This is a genomic window from Alkalibacter saccharofermentans DSM 14828 (genome assembly GCF_900128885.1).
Taxonomy (GTDB): domain Bacteria; phylum Bacillota; class Clostridia; order Eubacteriales; family Alkalibacteraceae; genus Alkalibacter; species Alkalibacter saccharofermentans.
The window spans coordinates 18385-35947 of the sequence record NZ_FQTU01000011.1; the positions used below are offsets into that span (position 1 = coordinate 18385).

Sequence of the window (17563 nt, forward strand, 5' to 3'; positions counted from 1 at the left end):
GTACCTCCATTTATTAGTATTCTGGTTTTATGCTTCGATAATTTTTCCGTCAGTGCCTACTGTAACTACCTGCCATGGAACCATTACATCGGCATTTTTCATTGCTGTAACGGCAGCGTGAGTTATTCCTCCGCAGCATGGAACTGACATTCTCAAAACGGTGACGCTTTTGATATCGTTGTGCTTGAAGATCTCCGTGAGCCTTTCAGAATAATCTGCGCTATCCAGCTTCGGACATCCTATGATGGTGACTTTGTTTTTCATGTAATCTTCGTGGATGTTGGCATATGCAAAAGCCGTGCAATCTGCAGCTATCAATAGGTGCGAACCTTCAAGATAAGGCGCGTTTGGGGGAACCAGTTGAATCTGGACAGGCCACTGTCTAAGCTGTGAAACAGGTCTTTGAGAGAGTGCCTGATTCTCTGTCTTTGGCATATTATCAGCAGAATCAAATGATTGGATTCTTGAACCGGGGCAGCCGCCTGAAGAAACCTTAGGAGAGGTGGGCTTGCTTTGGGTGGTATTTCCAAAAGCCTTAGCTTCCCTTTCCTCCAATGTCATAGCTCCCGTCGGGCATTTAGGCATGCATTTGCCTAGTCCATCGCAGTAAGTGTCTGAAATCAATCTCGCTTTACCGTCTATTATCTGGAGAGCCTCCTGATGACATGCAGACACGCAAAGTCCACAGCCAACGCATTTTTCTTCGTCTATTTTTATTACAGTTCTTTTCATTTAAAATTCTCCTTGTTTTAAGTTTAATTTAATTTATCAGACACATTCTTGTCTGCATGGGTTTTGTTGCTTTACATGCTATATTGTATTATAATAAAACAAAATGGTCCGTATCCCAGGATACAAAAACGATGAAGGTGAAAAAATGTTGAAAAAATATTATAAAATACTTGAGAAAAATCCTCTTTTTGATAATATCGACGATTACAGCATAGATCAGCTCTTAGGATGTCTCCAGCCCAAGGTTAAAACCTACGAAAAAAATGAATTCATAGCATTTGCAGGGGATGAATTCACATCAATAGGGGTAGTCCTCGAAGGACAAGTAACTGTAATCAAGGAAAATGCATCCGGCAACAAGGTGATGATGTCCCTATTGGATCCGGGAGACATGTTTGGAGAGATGATAGCATTTTCAAATTTTTCGAAATGGCCTGCTACCGTTCAGGCGACTAAAAATGCAACCATAATGTTTATGGAAAAAAGCGCTATCGTCGGTGACTGTCCTAAAATGTGCACATGGCATAAAAGCTTGATACAAAACATGCTTAAGATCGTCAGCAACAGGGCGCTCATGCTAAACAAAAAAGTCGAGTACCTTTCAATAAAGAGCATGAGGGGGAAGCTGAGCAATTTTTTTCTGGAGGAATATAAAAAGTCAAAGGGTCAGGTTCTGGACCTATCCATGAATAGAAACGAATTGGCAGATTTTTTAAATGTGTCAAGGCCCTCTATGTCTCGAGAGATGGGAAAGCTAAAAGAGGAAGGAATAATCGATTATAAGAAAAATCAAATAAGGATCATAGACTTTGACGGCTTGAAGGAGATGGCAGAGTGACAAAAAAACAAAGGAGAAAGACGATGTTTAAGCTAGAGAACTGTGTATCTTACATAGCGACAAATGCAAGCAAGAATCTGGCGGAAGGGTTTGACAAAAAATTAAAGGCCTATGGCATCTCAAGGGTCCAATGGACAGCCCTTTATTACATAGGCAGAGACGAAGAGATGATCCAAAAGCAGCTTTCGGATCTAATGAGGATAAGGGAGTCGTCAACCACCCGCTTAATCGACAGGATGGAAAAGGAAGGCTTGATAAAAAGAAAAAATGACCCTGACAACAGACGCAAGGTGTCATTGACCCTTACTGAAAAAGGAAGAGACCTTAGAGCTGAGAGCTTTCACCACGGAGAAGAATACAGCTATTACATATCTCAGGACGTGAGTGATGAAGACATGAAGACCTTCATGAAAGTTTTGGACTTAATGATAAAAAGAGCCGATGAGTATTGATATCCACCTAAAAACTTGCTATACTAAGTGTTAGTGCACTATGTTAAATGGCATGAAAATGCCAATTATAATAAAGAGGAGGATAAAAAATGGCAGATCTTAAATTTGGAGTTGTGGCAAGAAGCGAAAATCCCACGAAGACGGTGGTGGAGACAAGAGGCTTTACCATGGTAATCGACGAGCCCAAAAATCTGGGGGGAACGAATGAAGGAGCCAATCCTGTAGAATATCTCGTAGCCGCTTTGGCCGGGTGCTTGAATGTGGTAAGTCACATGATAGCGGGAGAAATGGGCTTTGAGCTCAGAGGAGTTGAATTCAAGATAGAAGGAGACTTAAACCCAATGAAGTTCATGGGTAAATCAGATGCTGAAAGAACAGGATATAAGGAAGTAAGGGTTAGCGTAAAGCCGGATACAGATGCAGACGAGGAAACGCTGAAGAAATGGCTTGAAGAAATAGAAAAGAGATGTCCCGTAAGCGACAATATAGCAAATGCCACCCCGGTAGTAATTGAGCTGGCATAGACCCATGGAAATTTAAAGCCTTCCTAATCATTTAAATGAAAAGGAAGGCTCTTTTTTATCTCAATATCTCGTTTTGAAGTCGCCTGTGCTCCTCATAGGTGGAGGAGTAGTATGTCTTGTTATCCCCGTAAATGTCCGACAGGAAGTAGAAATAATCGTGATCCTGGGGATTTAGGGCTGCAGCTATAGAGGGCTCTCCGGGAGAATTTCCCGGACCTACGGGAAGGCCATTCACCAAATAAGTATTGTAAGGGGAATCGACCCTCATATCCGATGCGGAATATATCTGCTTGTGCACGCCCAGGGCCATCTGCAATGTGGCGCAGCTTTGCAGGCGCATGTCAATTTCCAGCCTGTTGTAGAAAACCCCTGAAACTATAGGCCTGTCTTCGTCAAATATGGCCTCATATTCAATGATGGAAGCCATGGTCAGCACCTGATGAGGACTGAGAGGGCTGTTATCTATATCCTCTCTATATTTTGACAAGACCTTCTCCATTTGATCTAGCATCACCTTTCCTGCTTCACCGCTGGTCACGTCTTTATTTTTAAACTGATACGTGCTGGGGAAAAAGTATCCGTTTAAAGCGTATTTCAGATTAGGGTTTTTCACAGCATCCGTCACGAACCAGTAATTTTCAATAGCCCAATCAAGAAAATCTTCACTTTCCCAGACACCTAGTATTTCGTCTTGACTTCCTTCAGTTGCATCGGCTAGGATTTTTGCCATCTCATCAATAGTCTTGCCTTCAGGGAAAGTCACAATAACTGCATCGGGAAAGACTGCATCTCCGGAGAAAATCTTCTCGGCTATTTCTTCGGTGCTCATGGTCGGAGAAAGTTCATAGTAGCCTGCTTGAAGATTCGTGTAGTTTTCCAGCCTTGCATGGATTCTAAAGGCCAAAGCGTTTTTCACGAGACCTTCATCCTGAAGCTTGTCTGCAGCGGATGTGATGCTGCTTCCTTGGCGGACTTCAAATATGATGGATTCATCCTCCCTGGATACGGGACTTAACATGGAGCTGTATGCAATATAGGAGCTAGCCAAAGCGATGGCGGCAATGGCTATAAAACCTATTAAAAAATACCATGGTTTTTTACCGGGCATGTACATCACCTCTCGAATTTATGATATATTTATTGTTAATTGCCGCTGGATATCAGCCTGCAATATCATGATAACATAGAATTCTTATAAAAACATTTAAAATAAATGAAATGGTGATCTATGATATACTATTTAAAAATGCCGATAGGGCACCAAGTGTAGGAGAAGAAAAATGTATGAAAATGATGTAGATGAAAAGACACAATCCGCTTATATGGAATTTAGCCAATTGCTCAGGTATCACTATAAAAGACTTCACGTTCTTCTTGAGGAAATAAACATATACCCGGGACAGCCTCCTCTTTTATTCATACTTGACAAGGAAAAAGGTCTAAGTCAAAAGGAATTGGCTGAAAGGATCAACGTAAAGGCTTCCACTATGACAACCATGATAAGGTGCATGGAAAACAACGATATAGTAACGAAAGTTCAGGATGAAAACGACAAGAGGGTCACCAGGGTGTCTCTAACTGAAAACGGCATGAAAACAGTGGAAGAAGCAAAAAAAATAATGAGACGGATGGGGCGGGAGGCCTTCAAAGGATTTGAGGATGAAGAAAAGGAAGTACTAAAAGGCCTTTTGTCCAGGATGAAAGCCAATTACATGGAAATCGATTTAAAGGACGACTAAGTACAGTATACGGGGAGCAGACAGGATGATTGAATCGTTGAAATAGAAATGAACTAGGAAGAATAATAAAAGCGACCAAATTGGTCGCTTTTAATTTTAGTAGTTAGTGCTCCTAAGCTCGAAGTGAGCTTGTGGGTGGTCGCAAACAGGACATATCTGGGGAGCTTTTGCTCCTGCATGGACGTGTCCACAGTTTCTGCAGACCCAAACCTGCTCGGAAGGCTTTTCGAAGACAGCCTTGTTCTTTACGTTTTCCAATAGTTTTGTGTATCTCTCCTCGTGAAGCTTCTCGACCTTTGCCACGCCTTCAAATCTGGCTGCCAGATCAGGAAAGCCTTCCTCTCTAGCTGTTTGCGCAAATTCTGCATACATCTCAGTCCACTCGTGGTTTTCACCCTCAGCAGCAGAAAGCAGGTTTTCTTCGGTAGTGCCTATACCGTTAAGGTATTTGAACCAAAGCTTTGCATGTTCTTTTTCATTCCTGGATGTTTCTTCGAAAATGAACTTGATCTGCTCATAGCCTTCTTTTTTTGCAACGCTTGCAAAGTAGTCGTACTTGTTTCTGGCTTGAGACTCACCGGCAAATGCGGTCCATAAGTTTTTTTCTGTTTGTGTTCCCTTTAAATCTTTCATTTGTTGAATCCTCCTGTTGTATTGATTAGGTCTTGACCTTACTCATTTGATTATACCCCGATAAGTTAAGCGCAAACAATAAAAATTATTTTAGCTTTGACTCCAGTTGGCTGTATCCTCCGATGAATTCATCGTCAATGAATACAAAGGGGACAGTTCTCTGCCCTGTGAGTTTTGATAGTTCTTCAAATGTTTCCCTGTCTCCGTCTATGCCGATTTCTACAAAGCTTATGTCCTTTTTCTTCAAAAGGGATAGTGCCTTCCGGCAATAGGGACAGTAGCCCCAGGTGTAAATCTTGGCTTGTTTCATATGCTGGTTGCCTCCTTGTTGTATCATTATGCTTAAATTTACCCGGAATTTCCTGTTTGAAACTCAGGAGATGGCTAGTAGAGAGAAAAGAAGTCGGCGTATGGCAAAATAAGAAGGTTTTGTGGTACAATATTCGATAATAGAGGGGTCGGGATAAAAAGACAGCTTGCTGCTTGTTGGCGAAAGCATTCAAGGCTATGATCCTCTATATCGAAAAAATAGATCTGGTGGTGTGAAATGAAGATTGTAGTTATTGACGGACAGGGCGGCGGGATAGGCCGTTTGGTTATTGAAAAGCTTAGGCAGGAATTTGAGCAAAAGGTTCATATAGTCGCTTTGGGAACAAATGGGCTGGCGACTACTGCGATGCTTAAATCCGGAGCCAATGAAGGCGGAACGGGAGAAAATGCGATTGTGGTAAATGCGAAAAAGGCAGACATAATAATCGGCAGCATAGCTCTGATGGTCCCGGATTCCATGACAGGGGAGCTAACGGACAAAATGGCTGGAGCGATTTCCAGAAGCGAGGCAAAAAAGGTATTCGTGCCTCTAAATAAGTGCGACGTGTACATAGCGGGGGTAATCAGCGAGCCGCTGCCTCATTACGTAGATCACTGTATCGATATAGTAAAAGAGCTTATGGGAGGAATGAAAAATGTGTGAATCGAATGTTTATATCCTTGATGCCAACGGAGAAAGAAGCCTGATAATGGAATCAGTGGATAAAATCGTCCCCGGTGAAAAGGATGTATATCTTGAAAATATTTTTGGTGAAAGAAAAACGGTCAAGGGGCATATTAAGGAAATGGCTCTTGTAGATCACAGCATTATCTTGGCGAAATGATGGATTAAATGTTATAATATCTATTATATATCTTATTTTTTCGATATGATTATTATTTACACACGAGGAGTGAAAGTGCATGCCAATTAAAATACCTGATAATTTACCGGCGATTGATATCTTGGCGAGTGAGAATATTTTCGTTATGGGCGAGGAAAGAGCTGCCCACCAGGATATAAGGCCGCTTAAGATAATCATATTAAACCTTATGCCTACCAAAATAGTCACAGAGACTCAGCTAATGCGTCTGTTGGGGAATACGCCCATCCAGGTAGAAGTAGACCTGTTGAATACCAGCACATACGTTTCCAAGAATATCTCCAAGGATCACATGGAAAATTTCTATAAATCCTTTGACGATGTCAAAGACAAAAAATACGACGGTATGATAATAACAGGAGCTCCCGTTGAAAAGCTGGAGTTCGAAGAGGTAGACTACTGGCAGGAGTTGACGAGTATCATGGAGTGGAGCAAAACCCATGTGTTCTCGACTCTGCATATTTGTTGGGGAGCCCAGGCAGGGCTTTACTACCATTACGGTGTTAAAAAATATCCCCTTGCTAAAAAAATGTTTGGAATATTTCCTCACTACCTGAAGAACAATACAACGATGTTGGTCAGGGGATTTGACGACGAGTACTACGCGCCCCACTCCAGGTACACTGAAGTGCGACGGGAAGAAATAGAAAAGGTGGATGAGCTTGAGCTGCTTTCTGAATCAAAGGAAGCGGGAGTGTACATGGTCAGAAGCAGGGACAACAAGCAGGTATTCGTAACGGGTCATTCCGAGTACGATTGGGACACGCTGAAAAACGAATACGATAGGGATATAAGCCTGGGACTTGACATAGAAGTCCCCAAAAACTACTATCCCAAGGATGATCCCTCTCAAAAGCCGATTGTCCGGTGGAGGGGACATGCCAACCTTCTTTTTTGCAACTGGCTGAACTACTATGTATACCAAGAAACCCCTTATGATCTGGACAAATTATAATGAAATCGGGAGAGTGATGGAAAATGCAGGAAAACAAATACGGATTTGAAACTTTGCAAGTACATGGGGGACAGGAACCAGACCCGGCGACTGGGTCTAGAGCGGTGCCCATTTATCAGACTACATCATATGTCTTTGACGATGCGGATCATGCTGCGGAGCTTTTTGCCCTTAAAGCGGCAGGAAACATCTACACCAGAATAATGAATCCTACCACGGATGTATTTGAAAAACGACTTGCAGCTTTGGAAGGAGGAGTAGCGGCTTTGGCTGTAGCTTCGGGATCAGCTGCCATAACATATGCGATACTCAACATTGCAAAAGCAGGAGATAATATAGTTTCCGCAAGCACTCTCTACGGGGGAACCTACAATCTGTTTGCCAACACCCTGCCTAAAATGGGCATTGGGGTAAAATTCGTAGATCCTGACGATATAAAAAACTTCGCTGATGGGATAGATGAGAATACGAAGGCTTTGTACATAGAGACCATAGGCAATCCCGGGATCAACCTCATAGATATTGAGGCTGTTGCTAAAACCGCCCACCGCTATGGGATTCCATTGATCGTGGACAACACCTTTGGTACCCCTTACCTTATAAGGCCGATTGACTTTGGAGCGGATATAGTAGTCCATTCGGCTACAAAATTCATTGGAGGCCACGGTACATCGATAGGGGGCGTCATAGTAGATTCGGGAAATTTTGACTGGACACAAAACGACAAGTTCGGTGAAGTTACAGATCCGGATCCAAGCTATAACGGAGTAAGCTATACTGAAGCCTTCGGTTCTGCAGCTTATATCGTAAAATGCAGAGTCCAGCTTTTAAGAGACACTGGAGCGGCCATTAGCCCCTTTAACTCATTTTTGCTGCTGCAAGGGCTTGAAACCCTTTCGCTGAGGGTGGAAAGACACGTGGAGAACACCAGAAAAATCGTGAAGTTCTTAAAAGACCATCCCAAGGTGTCCTGGGTGAATTACCCGGAGCTTGAGGACAACAAGTACCATCAGCTTTGCAAAAAGTATTTTCCAAAAGGAGTAGGCTCCATATTTACATTTGGCCTGAAGGGAGGTACCGAGGAAGGCAAAAAATTCATCAATTCCTTGGATATATTCTCAATGCTGGCCAATGTGGCAGATGCAAAATCCCTGGTGATACACCCTGCAAGCACTACTCACGCCCAGCTTTCTGAAGAAGATCAATTAAGAGCCGGCGTCAGACCGGATATGATAAGGGTATCAATCGGCATCGAAAGCGCTGAGGATCTTATCGGCGATTTAGATCAAGCTTTACAAAAGATATAAAACATAACGGTCTGGATTCCAGGCCGTTTTCTCGAATTATCCACAAAAAAGCAGAAACTTATCAACGGAAATTCGCACAAGAAGGGGTGTCGATAAAATGAGCAAGATTTATAATAGAGCCAGCACGGGAATAACCGGCTTCGACAACGCCATTGACATGCTTAGGCTTGGAGATAACGTAGTATGGCAGGTAGATTCTGTAGTTGATTACAAGGGATATGTAGCTCCATTTGTTAAAAGGGCAAGAAAAGATGGAAGAAAGATCGTCTATATACACTTTGCCCCCCACGACCCCTTGATAGATGATCTTAAGGGCATAGGATATTACGAGCTTGATCCTGACCAGGGATTTGAATCTTTCAGTACGCATGTGTACGATATCATAACAGATGAGGGAAAAGAGGTTTTTTACGTATTCGACTGCTTAAGCGAGCTTTTGACCTACTGGCATTCGGATCTGATGATCGGAAACTTTTTTAGGATTGCCTGTCCGTATTTGTTTGAACTTGACACAGTGGCTTATTTTGCCTTACTCAGAAATAAGCACACTTACTCTACGATAGCACGAATCAGGGAGACTACACAGGTTTTGTTCGATTTATACCATATAAAAAACCAATACTACGTACATCCCTTGAAGGTTTGGGAGAGGTATTCCTCTACGATGTTTATTCCCCACAAATCTACAAAAACCGAGTTCACCCCCGTGACGGCAAGTGCGGAGCTGGCCGAAATATTCTCATATACGAGCATCCAGGCTGAAAGAAAAGACAACTGGATAAACCTATTCGATTCTGCAAGAGAAGCCTTGTTCATGGATGAGTCCGAACAACAGAAGATAAAGGACATGATAATAAACATCATGGTAGGCAGGAGCAGGCGGATAAACGACATGGTCAATAAGTATCTGACATTAAAGGATCTTCTCAATATTCAGCTCAGGCAGATAGGCACGGGTTTTATCGGAGGGAAATCCGTTGGGATGCTCCTGGCTAGAAAGATACTTGAAGAAGATAAAGAGGTAAAGTTTGAAGACATACTTGAGCAGCACGATTCATTCTACCTAGGATCAGATATCTTCTATACATACATAGTGCAAAACGGTTGGTGGAAGCTGAGAAGAAAGCAAAAGACGGAAAGCGGATATTTCAAGTATGCCAGGGAACTTAAGGAGAGGATGCTTGAGGGAAAGTTTCCGGAGGTAATCAAGGAGCAGTTCCAGCAGATGCTGGAATATTTCGGACAGTCTCCGATAATAGTCAGGTCCAGTTCTCTTTTGGAAGACGACTTCGGAAATGCCTTTGCGGGGAAGTACGAAAGCGTCTTTTGCGCCAATCAAGGAACCCCGGAAGAGCGGTATAGGGCATTTGAGGAAGCTGTCAAGAAAATCTACGCAAGCACCATGAAGGAAGAGGCACTGGCCTACAGGCTTAAAAGGGGATTATTCAATAAGGACGAGCAAATGGCCATACTGGTTCAACGTGTTTCCGGAGATTATCACGGAGATTATTTCTTTCCTCATCTTGCGGGAGTGGGCAATTCCTCCAATCTATATGTTTGGGATCAAAGCATCGACAGGCATGCAGGGATGCTCAGGCTGGTATTTGGACTGGGGACGAGAGCCGTAGACAGGATCATGGGGGATTATCCCAGGATAGTGTCTCTTGACAGACCCGAACAGTCCCCCCTGTTGGACTACGAAGATGAAGCGAAGTTTTCCCAAAGGAAAGTAGATGTTCTTGATTTAAAAGAAAACGCCCTTTTGGAAAAGCCGTTGGAAGAAGTGATAAACCTTGATTTAAAGACTCGATCGGATATATTTGCAAAGCCTGATCATAAGACGAACAGAAAGATGAAAGAGCTGGGCCTTAAGGGCAAGAGCCATTATATACTGGGGTTTGAGAAGCTTCTTAAGGAAACGGATTTTCCTCTGTGGATGAGAAAGATGCTTGCGACCTTGGAGGCGATGTATGATTATCCTGTTGACATAGAGTTTACGGCAAACTTCAGAGAAGATGAAAGCTACAAGATAAACTTGGTCCAGTGCCGTCCGCTGCAGACAAAGGGTCCGGGGGAGCCGGTGCAAATGCCGGAGATAAGCGATACAAATAAATGCCTCTTCACATTTAAAGGAAATTTCATGGGAGGCAACATAAGGTTGCCCCTGGATTATATAATTTTGGTGGACCCGAAGGGATACATGGAGCTTTCGCTGGAGGACAAGTACGCAGTTGCCCGAACAGTAGGGATCATAAACAACAAACTCAAGGACAATACCATGATGATAATGGGACCGGGAAGGTGGGGAACCACGACTCCTACGCTGGGGGTGACGGTAAACTTTGCTGAAATCTGTAATGTAAAGGCGATTTGCGAGCTCGCCTATAACATAGGTGGATTCATGCCGGAGCTTTCTTACGGAAGCCACTTCTTCCAGGATATGGTGGAATCGGATATTTTCTATGCTGCCATATTTGACGGATATCCGGAGGTGTCCTACAATCCCGGATATGTGCTGGATAGAAAGAATTTGCTGGGTGAGATAGCGCCAAATTCCCTGGGGCTTAAAGATGTGATTCACGTTGCGGATGTTTCAGAAATGGAGCTGTATTCAGATATAATTTCACAAAAGGTGCTCTGCAAATGAAAGAAGCTCAAACCATATCGGTTTGAGCTTTAGTTTTACGATTAAACTATTCCGTGTGCCATCATGGATTCGGCAACTTTTAGGAAACCGGCTATGTTGGATCCCACGACCAAGTTGTTGTCATATCCGTATTCTACAGCAGCTTCCTTCGAGTTTGTGTAGATATCAGCCATGATCCGCTTTAATTTTTCGTCAACTTCTTCAAAAGTCCATGAATATCTCATGCTGTTTTGAGACATTTCAAGAGCAGAGCAAGCGACTCCACCTGCATTGGCGGCTTTGCCCGGTCCAAAGAGAATGTCGTTGTCTATGAAAACCTTGATGGCTTCTAGGGAAGAAGGCATGTTTGCTCCTTCGGCAACTGCATAAGTTCCGTTTTTCACTAAGACCTTTGCAGCTTCCACGTCTAGCTCTCCTTGTGTGGCACATGGCAAGGCTATATCGCATTTTACGCTCCAGATTCCTGTAAAGCCTTCTACGTATTTGGCGGTAGGGACTTTTTCCAGGTATTCCTTGATGCGTCCTCTTCTCACGAGCTTGATTTCCTTGATCAGGTCCAACTGGATTCCGTTATCATCTACTATGTATCCGTCAGAGTCGGAGCATGCTACTACTGTGCCTCCCAGCTCTTGGACCTTTTCGATGGCGTAAATGGCAACATTGCCAGAACCGGAGACGACGACTCTTTGATGCCTGAAGCTTTTACCTGCATCTTGAAGCATTTCGTTTGTGAAATAAACCAGGCCGTATCCTGTGGCTTGAGTTCTTCCAAGGCTTCCGCCGTACGTAAGGCCTTTGCCCGTAAGAACGCCTTGTTCCCGTACGTTTTTGATTTTGTTGTAGTAACCGAACATGTATCCGATTTCTCTGGCGCCAACGCCGATATCTCCGGCAGGGATGTCAAGATCGGAACCTATATACTTTTGAAGCTCAGACATAAATGCTTGGCAAAATCTCATTACCTCATTGTCTGATTTGCCTTTAGGATCAAAATCAGATCCTCCTTTTCCGCCGCCGATGGGTAGGCCTGTCAAGGAGTTTTTAAAAGTCTGCTCAAACCCTAAGAATTTGATGATGCTTTGATTTACTGAAGGGTGGAATCTAAGCCCGCCCTTATAAGGACCTATTGCTGAGTTGAACTGCACCCTGAAGCCTCTATTTACCTGAACCTTGCCTTGGTCGTCCACCCATGGAACCCTGAATGAAACGACTCTTTCGGGTTCTGTGACTCTTTCGAGAAGACCTGCTTCTATGTACTCCGGATGGTTATCAAAAACAGGCTCTAAAGATGTCAACACTTCTTTAACTGCATCTAAGAATTCGGTTTCATTTGGATTTCTTTTTTCTACTTGGTTGTAAACTGATTGAACATATTCCTTGCTATTCATTGCAACTCTCCTTTAAAGATTATAGATTTTAAAAATTACATACAAATTAGGTTTATCGTGTAAACATCTTACCATAGGAAATTATATAATTGCAACAAAATACTTGTTTAAATCACTCGAACCATTCCTCCATGGTCAAGCCGCTTTCAAATATGTTTCCTGCCAGATCTTTCCCTACATATCTAAGGTGCCATGGTTCGTAAAAATAGCCTGTGATTGAGTCTTTCCCGTAGGGATACCTTATGATGAAACCAAATAAGTGGGCGTTTTCAGATACCCAAATTCCTTCTGGAGTTTCTCCAAAAGACTCTGTCAGCTGGTTGTTGACAGAAGTGCTGGTTATGTCTATGGCAAGTCCGGTCTGGTGCTCGCTGTGGCCGGGCTGGGCAGAATATTTTTGTGCATGCTCCAAGCCTCTTCTTTCAACATTGGAGCTGTAGAGTGAATTTTGCGTGGCATAGGACCGGTAACCGGATCTGGCGCTTAAGCTGAAGCCTTCTTCTTCTTTTGCGGCTTGGAAAAGATCTTCAAGGGCATCGGAAGCTGCTTTTCTCAGCTGATTGATTTCCGGGTTTGCAAGCACTGTGGGAACGGTGAGCTTTACCAGGTCGATAGGGACGTAATCCCGGGGCAGAGCTCTTTCCTTGTTCACAAGGCTGTCTATATCGTTAAAGTCTGTAATGACTCCCTCTGCAGTTATAAAGTCTGCAGGGTTTTTCCTTACGGTGAGATTAAGAGAAGTCTGAAAGTCTTCCTCTGTAAGCCCGGCGTCGATAGTGATGTTTTGGCCGCTTAAAGCTTCCTCGCTGATTCCTATGGATCCGTCCAGGATGGATATTAGGTCTTCCCCTGTGATGACTTTTGTTTCTATGGTGTCTACGGTGTTTGATGCTGTGGTGCCTTCTGAATCGATATATGTGATCTTGGCTTTTATTTCTATAAGTTCACCGGGAAGCACAAAATTGTTTTCGGGAATATTCAAAAACTCCACCTTGTCAATGGTGATTTCTCCTTTTAACTTCACTCCGTTTATCTCCGTGATTTTTTCGGAGGAACATGAGGAGAAGGACAGCAGTGCTATCGATAGCATTATGATAAAAAATCTTTTCAAAAATAAAACCTCCTTTTACAACTTGCAAACCTGCATATTTTTATGTTAATATAATAGTTGTCCTTGCGCCTGTAGCTCAGGGGATAGAGCAATGGTTTCCTAAACCATGTGTCGGATGTTCGATTCATCTCAGGCGCACCATATAAGATTATACCATAAAACCAAGACTGTCATCTCGTCTTGGTTTTGTTTTTTTTCTTGTATTCAGCTTTTTTCACATACATTTCCTCATCTACGATTCTGATGATTTCTTCCAGCAGCATCTTTCTGTAGGGCTCTTTTTCAAAAAGCCCTGTGCTTATGGATATCTCATAAGGCAGGGCATGAGAAATTGATTCGAGAGAGTTGTCGATTCTTTCCATGATGTCTTGTGCCTGGGCATGACGGCATCCGTTGAAGGCTATGACAAATTCGTCACCGCCTACCCGGCAGATTATATCGCTGCTTCTAAGGTTGTTTTTTATGATGGAAGCGGTCTCGATGATGCTTCTGTCACCTTCCTGGTGGCCGTATCTGTCGTTTATGAATTTCAGGTTGTTCATGTCTATAAATCCAAATGTTATGTAGTTGTTTTCTTCTATAGCCTTTTTCATCAAAGCTTTCATGTATTTCAAACCTGAATTCTTGGACATCGTCCCTGTCATCGGGTCAAGTTCCACCTGGGCTTTTAGTATCTCCAGGCTTTTCTTTTCATAAATGAAGTCTCTGAGCATTATGACGAATGATAGGGTGAGCATAAGCAGCAAGGCTGAGAAAAAAATCTTGAAGGCCCTGTAAGTATCGGGTATCTCCGGAAACAATTCGGTAAATATTTCCAAGGCTCCAAAGGCTAGTATCGTTCCGGTCATGATAATGTTAAAGCCTGCCTCATGCCTTGAGGGCAGTTGCCTGTCTATATATATGGATCTAAAAATTCGATTCATGAATCCCAGTAAAAATAAAGAAAAGGCAAAGGTCAAAAATCCGTTTGCCCCCATTAAGGCAAATTCCGGAATTAAACTGACCAATTCGCTGTCTGACATCAATGAAAACACAAGGTCAGTTAGAGAAAAAGAAATTCCGATAACAAAAACAGCTATAAAGGACACCAGCGATGAGGTGAATACAGACACTTCGTATTCTTTTTTAACAATAAGTATGGATGATAAAAAAAACACCGGATAGGAATAATATTCAGGAAACCAGGATAATAGAAAAATAAAAATAGCATAGAAAACAAACAGATCGTACAATACGGCTGATGACCGAACCTTGATAGGACTGATCTGTTTTTCGATTAAAAATACAAATATAAACGAAAAGTAAAGACAATTAATAATTAGCAGTGGCAAAGTGGCTGTCAAAAACTCACGTCCTTCCGATATGGAACGGATATGTTTGGGGGTGTAATAATATTTTACTCTATAAAAGTGGAAAAATCAAACAATAAGAAATTTGACAGCTTTATAAAAGGGATGTACAATAGTTGACAAGTCAACCATAGGAGGTTTCCATGAAACGTTTGATTGGAAGGTATCTGTCAATATTGCACAGACAGGCTCAAATATATATAAACTTTGCTTTAAAGGAATTCGAAATAACATCAGCGGAGTATTCTTTTTTGATGTATCTGTACCATCACAGCGGCGCAAGCCAAGAAGAGCTTTCAACCTATCTGTATATAGACAAGTCGGCAACAGCAAGGGCTATAAAGTCCCTGGAACAAAAGGGATATGTCATTAGGCTAAAGGATGAAGGCGACAAAAGGTACAATCGCGTATTTTTGACCGAAAAGGCCAAAGGGATAGAGTCAAAGGTCAAGGAAAAGATACTTGGCTGGAGCGAAATGCTCACCGAGGGCATGGAGCCGGAGAAGGTGGAGTTTATGCTAAAAGGACTGGAAGAGATGGTTCTAAAAATCGAAAGGCATGACATGAGAAAAAAGATGGAGGTAAGCGGCGTTGATGACAAATAACCCCTTGGGAGAAGAAAAGATACACAAGCTCATAATAGAGTATTCTATGCCTGCCATGGTTGGAATGATGGTAAATTCCCTTTATAACGTAGTAGACAGGATATTCATAGGCAATAGCCCAGATTTGGGAGCAGATGGCCTCGCGGGAATTACCGTCGCATTTCCTATTATGATCATATTGATGTCCATGGGCATATTATTCGGATTAGGAGGGGCTACGCTGTTTTCCATCAAGCTGGGTGAAGGGAAAAGAGGAGAAGCGGAAAAGGCTCTTGGCAATTCATTTTCCATGCTCTTGATATCCGGCGTCTTATTTATGGTATTTGGCCAAATGTTGTTAAGACCCCTTTTATCTATGTTTGGAGCCAGCGCTACAGTGATGCCATACGCAGTGGAGTATATGAGGATGATATTCTTCGGAGCCGTGTTCCAAGTGGGCAGCATGGGGATGAACAATTTCATAAGGGCTGACGGAGAGCCGAAAACAGCGATGATAACAATGTTTATGGGAGCGGGGATGAACATCCTATTGGACGCTGTGTTCATATTTGGCCTGAAGATGGGCATGAGGGGAGCTGCACTGGCAACTGTTATGGCCCAGGGCATATCCTTTGTATGGGTCATGAGATATTTTATCAGTGGTAAAAGCAAGGTAAAGATTAAAAAAGAGAACCTGATGCCGGAGCTTAAAATAGTTAAGCGCGTCACTGCCTTGGGCATTCCCGGAGCTTCTCTTCAGATGGCAAACAGTCTTTTGAATGCCATTTTGAATAAGAACCTCTTTTTATATGGGGGAGATATAGCAGTCTCGGCAATGGGGATAATCAACAGCCTCCAGATGCTGTTGCTTCTTCCCGTGATAGGTCTCAGACAGGGTCTTCAGCCAATCATAAGCTTCAACTTCGGAGCGGCGAAAAAGGATAGGGTAAAATCCGCCGCAAAACAGGGGGTGGCAATCGCCACGGTGATAGTGGTCATAAGCTACTCATTGACCAGAGCGTTCCCTGAAGCGCTCATAGCAATGTTCAATAGAGATCCGGTGCTGCTGGAATTTGGAACAAAAGCCCTTAGGATATGGTTTTTCTTCATGCCGGTGATCGGGTTTCAAATCATTGCGGCAAGTTATTTTCAAGCAATCGGGCAATCCAAGACGGCTATGTTCCTGACACTTACCAGGCAGGTAATACTGTTGATTCCTGCTCTTTTGATATTTCCGAGGTTTTGGGGACTGGACGGAATACTTCGCGCAGCCCCTTTTGCAGATATATTTTCCTTTATGTTGACTGGAGCTTGGTTTTATTTCAGCGTAAAAAATCTAGGCACATCTTCACTCCCGCGGCGGCATTTGTCGTAAAGGCATCTGCGCCTATGTCGTCGCTGGCTTCCTTGGTTACCGGGTTGCCTCCGATGATTATTTTTACTGAATCTCTAAGCTCTGCGCTCTTTAAGGCTTCAACGGTGTCTTTCATGGATTTTAAAGAAAGGGTAAGAATTCCGCTCATGCCTAAGATATCAGGGTTTTCATCTCGGATTTTTTCTACGATCATTTCCTCAGACTGATCGATGCCTAAATCTATGACCTGGAAACCTGCGGCTTCAGCCATGGTCTTGAATATATTCTTTCCGATGTCGTGAAGGTCTCCCCTAACAGTCGCCAGGACGATCTTTCCAACTCTTTCAGATTGGCTGCTTCCAAGAACGGGCTTAAGAAGGTCGATGGATTCTGTCAAAAGCTCTCCTGCAAAGATCAAGTCACCTACGAAATATTCACCTTTTTCAAATCTGTCGCCTACTATGGCCATGCCCTTTTGACAGGCTGCAAGAACTTTTTTGGAATCTTCTTCGGAAGGAGAGCTTGCGACAAAATCCTCGATTATTTCCAGGACATCCTCTTCCTCCAGATCACCTATCAGCTGTGCTACTTTTTCGTCGATCATGTTATAATTCCTCCTTGATTTACAATAACGTCTCTCGAATAATGTTCATTATTATAGCACTAAATATTATAATAATCAAATTAATTATGATTAGCGTAAAGGATTTAACTGCCGCTGCGGTATTGACAGGGACGAGATTTTTATTTACAATTA

At 42.9% G+C, this 17563-nt stretch carries 19 protein-coding genes and 1 tRNA gene; 12 read left to right on the forward strand and 8 right to left on the reverse strand.

What is annotated here, in order from left to right; genetic code table 11:
• Positions 1 to 27 precede the first annotated feature (27 nt).
• Entirely contained in the window at positions 28 to 732 is a 705-nt protein-coding gene (locus tag BUB93_RS07970; RefSeq protein ID WP_073270895.1) for a 4Fe-4S binding protein, read from the reverse strand.
• Positions 733 to 877: 145 nt separating this feature from the next.
• Here BUB93_RS07970 and BUB93_RS07975 point away from each other — a divergent pair, with 145 nt between their 5' ends.
• From BUB93_RS07975 to BUB93_RS07985, 3 genes are all read left to right on the forward strand, one after another.
• Positions 878 to 1570, forward strand: a complete 693-nt coding sequence (locus BUB93_RS07975) for a Crp/Fnr family transcriptional regulator (protein WP_073270896.1) — start codon at positions 878 to 880, stop codon at positions 1568 to 1570.
• Positions 1567 to 2022 carry a MarR family winged helix-turn-helix transcriptional regulator gene (locus BUB93_RS07980; protein ID WP_084117141.1) on the forward strand — a complete coding sequence of 152 codons (456 nt, stop codon included), beginning with the start codon at positions 1567 to 1569 and terminating at the stop codon, positions 2020 to 2022. Before BUB93_RS07975 ends, BUB93_RS07980 begins: the two co-directional genes overlap by 4 nt.
• Positions 2023 to 2111: 89 nt before the next feature.
• Entirely contained in the window at positions 2112 to 2546 is a 435-nt protein-coding gene (locus BUB93_RS07985; protein ID WP_073270898.1) for an OsmC family protein, read from the forward strand.
• Between the two features lie 55 nt (positions 2547 to 2601).
• Here the strand turns inward: BUB93_RS07985 and mltG are convergent, their stop codons facing one another.
• Positions 2602 to 3654 (reverse strand): endolytic transglycosylase MltG, encoded by a 1053-nt coding sequence (gene mltG / locus BUB93_RS07990; RefSeq protein ID WP_073270900.1) that lies wholly within the window; start codon positions 3652 to 3654, stop codon positions 2602 to 2604.
• Between the two features lie 172 nt (positions 3655 to 3826).
• On the opposite strand from mltG, the gene BUB93_RS07995 reads away from it, so the two are divergent.
• A complete protein-coding gene (locus BUB93_RS07995) occupies positions 3827 to 4285 on the forward strand; it encodes a MarR family winged helix-turn-helix transcriptional regulator (RefSeq protein WP_073270902.1) in 459 nt (152 codons plus the stop codon).
• 96 nt (positions 4286 to 4381) lie between these two features.
• On the opposite strand, the gene rbr is transcribed toward BUB93_RS07995, so the two are convergent.
• Complete coding sequence (gene rbr / locus BUB93_RS08000; protein ID WP_073270904.1) at positions 4382 to 4918, reverse strand: rubrerythrin; 537 nt, start codon at positions 4916 to 4918, stop codon at positions 4382 to 4384.
• An 85-nt stretch (positions 4919 to 5003) separates the two neighbouring features.
• A complete protein-coding gene (locus tag BUB93_RS08005; RefSeq protein WP_073270905.1) occupies positions 5004 to 5228 on the reverse strand; it encodes a glutaredoxin family protein in 225 nt (74 codons plus the stop codon).
• 237 nt (positions 5229 to 5465) lie between these two features.
• Here BUB93_RS08005 and BUB93_RS08010 point away from each other — a divergent pair, with 237 nt between their 5' ends.
• The 5 genes from BUB93_RS08010 (at position 5466) to BUB93_RS08030 (ending at position 11020) form a co-directional block, all read left to right on the forward strand.
• Positions 5466 to 5891 carry a DUF3842 family protein gene (locus BUB93_RS08010; protein ID WP_073270906.1) on the forward strand — a complete coding sequence of 142 codons (426 nt, stop codon included), beginning with the start codon at positions 5466 to 5468 and terminating at the stop codon, positions 5889 to 5891.
• Entirely contained in the window at positions 5884 to 6072 is a 189-nt protein-coding gene (locus tag BUB93_RS08015; RefSeq protein WP_073270908.1) for a CooT family nickel-binding protein, read from the forward strand. The genes BUB93_RS08010 and BUB93_RS08015 overlap by 8 nt, the downstream gene beginning before the upstream one ends.
• A 79-nt stretch (positions 6073 to 6151) precedes the next feature.
• Positions 6152 to 7066: a homoserine O-acetyltransferase MetA gene (gene metA, locus BUB93_RS08020; protein ID WP_073270910.1), complete on the forward strand. Its 915-nt coding sequence runs from the start codon at positions 6152 to 6154 to the stop codon at positions 7064 to 7066.
• 23 nt (positions 7067 to 7089) lie between these two features.
• Entirely contained in the window at positions 7090 to 8373 is a 1284-nt protein-coding gene (locus BUB93_RS08025; RefSeq protein WP_073270913.1) for a homocysteine synthase, read from the forward strand.
• 97 nt (positions 8374 to 8470) lie between these two features.
• Positions 8471 to 11020: a PEP/pyruvate-binding domain-containing protein gene (locus BUB93_RS08030; RefSeq protein WP_073270915.1), complete on the forward strand. Its 2550-nt coding sequence runs from the start codon at positions 8471 to 8473 to the stop codon at positions 11018 to 11020.
• A 41-nt stretch (positions 11021 to 11061) separates the two neighbouring features.
• On the opposite strand, the gene gdhA is transcribed toward BUB93_RS08030, so the two are convergent.
• A complete protein-coding gene (gene gdhA, locus BUB93_RS08035) occupies positions 11062 to 12408 on the reverse strand; it encodes an NADP-specific glutamate dehydrogenase (RefSeq protein ID WP_073270917.1) in 1347 nt (448 codons plus the stop codon).
• Positions 12409 to 12520: 112 nt separating this feature from the next.
• Positions 12521 to 13519 carry a M15 family metallopeptidase gene (locus BUB93_RS08040; protein WP_200789476.1) on the reverse strand — a complete coding sequence of 333 codons (999 nt, stop codon included), beginning with the start codon at positions 13517 to 13519 and terminating at the stop codon, positions 12521 to 12523.
• 65 nt (positions 13520 to 13584) lie between these two features.
• Here BUB93_RS08040 and BUB93_RS08045 point away from each other — a divergent pair.
• Positions 13585 to 13660 (forward strand) — tRNA-Arg (locus BUB93_RS08045).
• Positions 13661 to 13689: 29 nt separating this feature from the next.
• Here the strand turns inward: BUB93_RS08045 and BUB93_RS08050 are convergent.
• Positions 13690 to 14862, reverse strand: coding sequence for a GGDEF domain-containing protein (locus tag BUB93_RS08050; RefSeq protein ID WP_073270919.1), 1173 nt, complete (start codon positions 14860 to 14862; stop codon positions 13690 to 13692).
• 149 nt (positions 14863 to 15011) lie between these two features.
• Here BUB93_RS08050 and BUB93_RS08055 point away from each other — a divergent pair, with 149 nt between their 5' ends.
• Positions 15012 to 15473 carry a MarR family winged helix-turn-helix transcriptional regulator gene (locus BUB93_RS08055; RefSeq protein ID WP_073270921.1) on the forward strand — a complete coding sequence of 154 codons (462 nt, stop codon included), beginning with the start codon at positions 15012 to 15014 and terminating at the stop codon, positions 15471 to 15473.
• Entirely contained in the window at positions 15463 to 16827 is a 1365-nt protein-coding gene (locus tag BUB93_RS08060) for an MATE family efflux transporter (protein ID WP_073270923.1), read from the forward strand. Before BUB93_RS08055 ends, BUB93_RS08060 begins: the two co-directional genes overlap by 11 nt.
• On the opposite strand, the gene BUB93_RS08065 is transcribed toward BUB93_RS08060, so the two are convergent.
• Entirely contained in the window at positions 16775 to 17410 is a 636-nt protein-coding gene (locus BUB93_RS08065) for a cobalamin B12-binding domain-containing protein (protein WP_073270925.1), read from the reverse strand. The genes BUB93_RS08060 and BUB93_RS08065 overlap by 53 nt on opposite strands.
• Positions 17411 to 17563: the final 153 nt, after the last annotated feature.

Excerpts from the sequence above, each read along its gene's own strand:
- BUB93_RS07970 (WP_073270895.1), bottom strand. The coding sequence starts at position 732 with ATGAAAAGAACTGTAATAAAAATAGACGAAGAAAAATGCGTTGGCTGT.
- BUB93_RS07975 (WP_073270896.1), top strand. The coding sequence starts at position 878 with ATGTTGAAAAAATATTATAAAATACTTGAGAAAAATCCTCTTTTTGAT.
- BUB93_RS07985 (WP_073270898.1), top strand. The coding sequence starts at position 2,112 with ATGGCAGATCTTAAATTTGGAGTTGTGGCAAGAAGCGAAAATCCCACG.
- mltG (WP_073270900.1), bottom strand. The coding sequence starts at position 3,654 with ATGCCCGGTAAAAAACCATGGTATTTTTTAATAGGTTTTATAGCCATT.
- BUB93_RS07995 (WP_073270902.1), top strand. The coding sequence starts at position 3,827 with ATGTATGAAAATGATGTAGATGAAAAGACACAATCCGCTTATATGGAA.
- rbr (WP_073270904.1), bottom strand. The coding sequence starts at position 4,918 with ATGAAAGATTTAAAGGGAACACAAACAGAAAAAAACTTATGGACCGCA.
- BUB93_RS08005 (WP_073270905.1), bottom strand. The coding sequence starts at position 5,228 with ATGAAACAAGCCAAGATTTACACCTGGGGCTACTGTCCCTATTGCCGG.
- BUB93_RS08010 (WP_073270906.1), top strand. The coding sequence starts at position 5,466 with ATGAAGATTGTAGTTATTGACGGACAGGGCGGCGGGATAGGCCGTTTG.
- BUB93_RS08015 (WP_073270908.1), top strand. The coding sequence starts at position 5,884 with ATGTGTGAATCGAATGTTTATATCCTTGATGCCAACGGAGAAAGAAGC.
- metA (WP_073270910.1), top strand. The coding sequence starts at position 6,152 with ATGCCAATTAAAATACCTGATAATTTACCGGCGATTGATATCTTGGCG.
- BUB93_RS08025 (WP_073270913.1), top strand. The coding sequence starts at position 7,090 with ATGCAGGAAAACAAATACGGATTTGAAACTTTGCAAGTACATGGGGGA.
- BUB93_RS08030 (WP_073270915.1), top strand. The coding sequence starts at position 8,471 with ATGAGCAAGATTTATAATAGAGCCAGCACGGGAATAACCGGCTTCGAC.
- gdhA (WP_073270917.1), bottom strand. The coding sequence starts at position 12,408 with ATGAATAGCAAGGAATATGTTCAATCAGTTTACAACCAAGTAGAAAAA.
- BUB93_RS08055 (WP_073270921.1), top strand. The coding sequence starts at position 15,012 with ATGAAACGTTTGATTGGAAGGTATCTGTCAATATTGCACAGACAGGCT.
- BUB93_RS08060 (WP_073270923.1), top strand. The coding sequence starts at position 15,463 with ATGACAAATAACCCCTTGGGAGAAGAAAAGATACACAAGCTCATAATA.
- BUB93_RS08065 (WP_073270925.1), bottom strand. The coding sequence starts at position 17,410 with ATGATCGACGAAAAAGTAGCACAGCTGATAGGTGATCTGGAGGAAGAG.